This window comes from Streptomyces sp. SID14436, assembly GCF_010548465.1.
Classification (GTDB): domain Bacteria; phylum Actinomycetota; class Actinomycetes; order Streptomycetales; family Streptomycetaceae; genus Streptomyces.
Genome location: NZ_JAAGMD010000544.1, coordinates 1 through 5,209 on the forward strand (window position 1 = coordinate 1; position 5,209 = coordinate 5,209).

5 protein-coding genes and 2 tRNA genes are annotated in these 5,209 nt (G+C 73.3%); 5 read left to right on the forward strand and 2 right to left on the reverse strand.

The features are described 5' to 3' along the window. Positions 1–322 precede the first annotated feature (322 nt). Positions 323–413: transfer RNA gene (locus G3I53_RS19125), tRNA-Ser, on the forward strand. 203 nt (positions 414–616) lie between these two features. After that, positions 617–689 (forward strand) — tRNA-Arg (locus G3I53_RS19130). A 125-nt stretch (positions 690–814) separates the two neighbouring features. Here the strand turns inward: G3I53_RS19130 and G3I53_RS19135 are convergent. Together G3I53_RS19135 and G3I53_RS19140 are read right to left on the reverse strand one after the other, a co-directional pair. Continuing rightward, positions 815–1,279 (reverse strand): potassium channel family protein, encoded by a 465-nt coding sequence (locus tag G3I53_RS19135; protein WP_164338183.1) that lies wholly within the window; start codon positions 1,277–1,279, stop codon positions 815–817. A 123-nt stretch (positions 1,280–1,402) separates the two neighbouring features. Then, complete coding sequence (locus tag G3I53_RS19140; RefSeq protein WP_164338182.1) at positions 1,403–1,834, reverse strand: hypothetical protein; 432 nt, start codon at positions 1,832–1,834, stop codon at positions 1,403–1,405. Positions 1,835–2,093: 259 nt separating this feature from the next. Between G3I53_RS19140 and G3I53_RS19145 the strand changes: the two genes are divergently transcribed. From G3I53_RS19145 to G3I53_RS19155, 3 genes are all read left to right on the forward strand, one after another. Beyond that, positions 2,094–2,990, forward strand: a complete 897-nt coding sequence (locus G3I53_RS19145) for a DUF2797 domain-containing protein (protein WP_164338181.1) — start codon at positions 2,094–2,096, stop codon at positions 2,988–2,990. Positions 2,991–3,040: 50 nt separating this feature from the next. Continuing rightward, the gene (locus tag G3I53_RS19150) at positions 3,041–3,973 is read left to right on the forward strand and encodes an amidohydrolase family protein (RefSeq protein ID WP_164338180.1); all 933 of its coding nucleotides are present in this window, start codon (positions 3,041–3,043) and stop codon (positions 3,971–3,973) included. Positions 3,974–4,135: 162 nt separating this feature from the next. Next, positions 4,136–4,873: a response regulator transcription factor gene (locus G3I53_RS19155; RefSeq protein WP_164338179.1), complete on the forward strand. Its 738-nt coding sequence runs from the start codon at positions 4,136–4,138 to the stop codon at positions 4,871–4,873. The last annotated feature ends 336 nt before the right edge of the window (positions 4,874–5,209 follow it).

The window sequence follows — 5,209 nt, forward strand, 5'->3', positions numbered from 1 at the left end:
GCGGCACGCCGGGCGGCGTGGCGGACCCGCCCGGGCCGGCGGTCCCGGCCGTGAGCGCGGACGGGAGCGCGGACGGGGCGGGACCGGAAGCGGGGCCGGAAGCGGGTCCGTGCGGGACGGTGCCCTGGGGGATGACCTGCGACATGCCCTGATCAACGCGCGAGCGCGCGGGACGTTGCGGCCGACGGCGTGCCGTCCGCAACAGCTTTGCCCTGCGGCCTGCCTGCCTAGTACCGTAGGGGTCGATTGGTGGCACCCCTCGCGGCTGTGTCATCATCGGCACGCACCACCGGCTCGCGCTCGCGCGCGGAAGGTTGTGCGGGGAGGCGTCGCCTAGTCCGGTCTATGGCGCCGCACTGCTAATGCGGTTTGGGCCTTAAAGCCCATCGAGGGTTCAAATCCCTCCGCCTCCGCCCCATCGACAAGCCCCGGTCCCAGTGGCCGGGGCTTCGTCGTAGCCACCGCCCCAAAGCGGCGTTCTCTAGGCGTTTGCGCAGGTCACAACGGGTGCGGCAAACGGATTTCACATGGCGGCGGCAGTCATGTAATGTTCTTCCTGTCGCCGCGAGCGGGCCGCAGGGTCCGGGAGCGGCGAGAAAACTGAAGAAGCAGACAAGCACTCGTAGCTTAACGGATAGAGCATCTGACTACGGATCAGAAGGTTGCAGGTTCGAATCCTGCCGAGTGCACAGTTCAGAGGCTCCGGATTGTTCCGGGGCCTTTGTCGTGTTTCAGGGGCGCGGCAGCGAGGCACGCACCCCCTCGCGGGCAGGCCGACCGGGACCGGACGCCGCCCGTCTCCGCCCGGGCTCCCTCAGTCGTCGGTGCCCCTCGCATGCCCGCGGTGCTGGAGGTTCGCGCGGAGGTAGCGGGTCAGGGCGGTGGCCGAGGCGGTGAGGAAGATGAAGGTGTAGAGGATCTGCAGGATGGTGACCAGGCGCGCGGACTGGCCCTGCGGGGTGATGTCGCCGTAGCCGATGGTGGCGAGGGTGACGAGGGTGAAGTAGAGGCCGTCGAGGCGGGTCGTCAGGCCGTCGACCTCTCCGGGGTGCTGGGCCAGGCCCTGGTAGGCGGTGGCGAAGACCAGGACGGACAGGCAGATCAGCAGGGGGATGACCAGCCCGGGCCGGGCGTTGGGATGGTCGAGGAGGACGTGGACGACCTGCTTCAGGAGCAGGCCGGCCACCAGGGCCAGGGCGAGGCCGAACAGGATCCAGCTCAGCACCGGGCGGCGGGGGCCGAGCCCGTCGAGGGGCAGCAGGAAGTAGGCGGTGATCATGACGGTCACGGCCACGAGCTGGAAGAGCAGCGACCAGAGGGCGCGCCGCAGCGCGTGATGCGGTGAGCGGTCGCGCTCTCTGCCGGGCCGCCGGTGCGGGGACGGTGCGGACAGTGCCGTGTCCTACGCGCCGACCTCGCGGCGCGGTGCGCACAGGGCCCAGATGATGAAGCCGTCGATGACGATGAGGACGATCGACCACACCGGCGCGTGGGGCAGCCACACGAAGTTGGCGATCATGCTCAGTCCGGCGAGCGCGACACCCACCACGCGCGCCCACGTCGCCCCGCGGAGCAGGGAGATGCCGGCCAGCATCACCAGGGCTCCGAGGATCAGGTGCACCCAGCCCCAGCCCGTGAGGTTGAAGGCGTAGGCGAAGTTGTCCGTGACCACGAAGACGTCGTCGTTGGCGATGGCGGCGATGCCCTGGAAGATCGCCATGATCCCGCCGAAGGTCATCAGGACCGCGGCGGCCGCGGTCCAGCCCGTCGCCCAGGCGCTCGGTGTCTCCCAACTGCTGCGTTGGTGGCGCGTTCCGCCGACGTTGGTCGCCATGTGCTCACCCTTTCGGCTCTCCCGGGTGGTCCCCGAGGTGTCCCCGAGCGGTCCGCCCCCTCATCCAGAGTGGCACCGCGCAGCAGGCCCGGCACCTCAGCCGCCCGGCCCGCGTTCGCAGGGGTCGGCGGCCGGCGCTGCACGGCTCGCCGCGCACCGGCTCACGGTGGCCGGCGGGCGGGGAGCCGCCCGGCTCCCGGTGCGGGGCTGCCGGGCGGGGCGGGGGCGTTGTCAGTGGTGGCCCCTACTCTCGTCAGAGATGGCACAGGCATGGAGATGCTCGGGGCTGCGGTGGTCGGCGGACGGTCCCGTGCTGGTCTGGGACGGCGGTCGGCACAGCGTGCTGACCTGGGGGAAACGGGTGGCCTTCGCGGTCGCGGAAGGGGGTGTGCGGAGCTGCGTGGGGGCGCGGGGGCACAGGTGTCCGCTCGGTGCGGAGGTGCCGGCGCGGAGCACGGGGGCGCGGTGCGAGGAGTGCGCGCGGCTGGACCGGGCGCATTCCGTGGCCGCCGACACGCTCGCCGACGACCCGCGGCCGTACCGCGTCTATCTGGCGTGGTTCGGGCCCGGCATGGTCAAGGTGGGGATCACCGTGGCGGTGCGGGGCCCGGTACGGCTGCTGGAGCAGGGGGCCGTCTGCTTCAGCTGGCTGGGCACGGGTCCGCTGATGGCGGCCCGGCGCACCGAGGAGCTGTTGCGGGCGGCGCTCCGGGTGCCGGACCGCATTCCCTACGCCGACAAGCGGGCCGTACGGGCGGTGCTGCCGGCCGGTGAGGGGGAGCGGGCGGCGGAGCTCGCGGAGCTGCACGGGCAGGCGGCCGGCTTGGACGGGTGGCCGGAGTCGCTCTCCCGTGAGCCGTTCCGGCCGGTCGACCACGTCGGGGTCTTCGGCCTGGCCGGGACGCCGGCCGCCGTCGGAGCGGTCGGGGAACTGCTCGCCGGCGGCGCGGTGTGCGGGGAGCTGGTGGCCGCCGCCGGGCCGGATCTGCACCTGGTGCCGGCCGAGGGGGACGGCGCGGTGGTGCTGGACACGCGGCTGCTGACCGGCTGGGAGCTGGTGCCGGGGGACGGGCGGGCGTTCGACGTGCCGGTGAGGGAGCTCAAGAGGAAGGAGAAGGGGCAGGAGAAGACAGGACGGCAGGACGGGTTGTTCTGAGACCGCGGGGGTGTGGACCCGGAGTGCGGTGCCGGGTGATCGTGGGCGGCATGAGCGATCACCTCACCCCCACCGCCGAGGCCGCGGACGTGCGGCGCTTCTGGGAGGGACTCGGCCTGCCCGGACTCGTCGACGTGCACACGCACTTCATGCCGGAGCGGGTGCTGGCCAAGGTGTGGGCCTACTTCGACGCCCTCGGCCCGCTGACCGGCGGCGTCGAGTGGCCGATCACCTACCGGCAGGAGGAGCGGGAACGGGCGGCGCTGCTCGGGTCGTTCGGTGTGCGGGCCTTCACCGCGATGCTCTACCCGCACAAGCCGGGCATGGCCGCCTGGCTGAACGGCTGGGCGGTCGGCTTCGCCCGCCGCACCCCCGGCTGCCTGCACACCTCCACGCTGTTCCCCGAACCCGGGGTCGAGGACTACGTCCGGGAGGCGGTCGAGGCCGGGGCGCGGGTCTTCAAGGCACACGTACAGGTGGGGGCGTACGACCCGGCCGACGAGGCGCTCGACGCCGCCTGGGGCCTGCTCGCCGACGCGGGGGTGCCGGTGGTGATCCACTGCGGGTCCGGGCCGGCGCCGGGGAAGTACACCGGGCCGGAGCCCATCGCCCGGGTGCTGGCCCGGCACCCCCGGCTGCGGCTGATCGTGGCACACCTCGGGATGCCCGAGTACGAGGACTTCCTGGACCTGGCGGAGCGGTACGAGGAGGTGCGGCTGGACACCACCATGGCGTTCACCGACTTCAGTGAGCGCCTGGCGCCGTTCCCCCGGCGTGCCCTGCCCCGGCTGGCCGGCCTCGGCGACCGGGTGCTGCTCGGGACGGACTTCCCCAACATCCCCTACCCCTACCTCCACCAGCTGCGGGCGCTGGAACGGCTGGGCCTCGGGGAGAGCTGGCTGCGGGCGGTCTGCCACGACAACGCGGCCTGGTTGTTCGGCCTGAGCCCGGCCGGGGGGTCGGCCCCGTCCCGGGCCGGCTGAGGGGCGGGGGTTCGGTCCTGGTCCGGGCCGGCTGAGGGGCGGGGGTTCGGTCCTGGTCCGGGCCGGCTGAGCGGGCGGGGGCCGCTCTCTCGGCTTGCTTTCTCAGCGAAAACACAGAAAGCGCAAAGGCCGCTCTCACCGGGCCCCGTCACGGTGTCCGGTATGACCACGACCACGCCCCAGGGGCGCACCGAATCGCCGACGCCGGACAGGGACCCCGTCCGCGTGCTGGTGGTGGACGACGAGCAGTCGGTCACCGCCCTGCTCTCCACGGCCCTGCGGTACGAGGGCTGGCAGATCCGCAGCGCGGCCGACGGCGAGGGCGCCGTACGGGCCGCGCGCGAGTTCCGGCCCGACGCCGTCGTCCTGGACCTGGTGCTGCCGGACATGGACGGCCCGGCCGTCCTCGGGTGGCTGCGCCGGGAACTGCCGGACGTGCCCGTGCTGTTCCTCACCGCGAAGGACGCCGCCGGGGACCGTGTCGCCGGGCTGACCGCGGGCGGCGACGACCACGTCACCAAGCCGTTCGGGGTGGAGGAGGTCGTCGCGCGGCTGCGCGGGCTGATCCGGCGTTCCGACGCGGCCGGGCGGCGGGGCCCGGAGTCACTGCTCGTCGTCGGTGACCTCACCCTCGACGAGGACAGTCACGAGGTCACGCGGGCGGGGAGGAGCATCCACCTCACGGCGACCGAGTTCGAGCTGCTGCGCTACCTGATGCGCAATCCGCGGCGGGTGCTCAGCAAGGCGCAGATCCTCGACCGGGTCTGGTCGTACGACTTCGGCGGGAAGGCCAACGTGGTCGAGCTGTACATCTCGTACCTGCGCCGGAAGATCGACGCCGGCCGGGAGCCGATGATCCACACGCGGCGTGGCGCGGGGTACCTGCTCAGGCCCGCGTGACGTGAGCGGACGGGAGCCGACCGGCAGCACCGCCGGGTCCTGGTCAGAACCGGTCTCCCGCCCGGTCTCCCGACCGGTCTCCCGCCCGGTCTCCCGACCGGTCTCCCGCCCGGTCTCCCGCCCGGTCTCCCGACCGGTCTCCCGCCCGGTCTCCCGCCCGGTCTCCCGCCCGGTCTCCCGCCCGGTCTCCCGCCCGGTCTCCCGCCCGGTCTCCCGCCCGGTCTCCCGCCCGGTCTCCCGCCCGGTCTCCCGCCCGGTCTCCCGCCCGGTCTCCCGCCCGGTCTCCCGCCCGGTCTCCCGCCCGGTCTCCCGCCCGGTCTCCCGCCCGGTCTCCCG

Bases quoted from the DNA above. Each gene is read 5' to 3' on its own strand.
- G3I53_RS19135 (WP_164338183.1), bottom strand. From the start codon at position 1,279: ATGATCACCGCCTACTTCCTGCTGCCCCTCGACGGGCTCGGCCCCCGC.
- G3I53_RS19140 (WP_164338182.1), bottom strand. From the start codon at position 1,834: ATGGCGACCAACGTCGGCGGAACGCGCCACCAACGCAGCAGTTGGGAG.
- G3I53_RS19145 (WP_164338181.1), top strand. From the start codon at position 2,094: ATGGCACAGGCATGGAGATGCTCGGGGCTGCGGTGGTCGGCGGACGGT.
- G3I53_RS19150 (WP_164338180.1), top strand. From the start codon at position 3,041: ATGAGCGATCACCTCACCCCCACCGCCGAGGCCGCGGACGTGCGGCGC.
- G3I53_RS19155 (WP_164338179.1), top strand. From the start codon at position 4,136: ATGACCACGACCACGCCCCAGGGGCGCACCGAATCGCCGACGCCGGAC.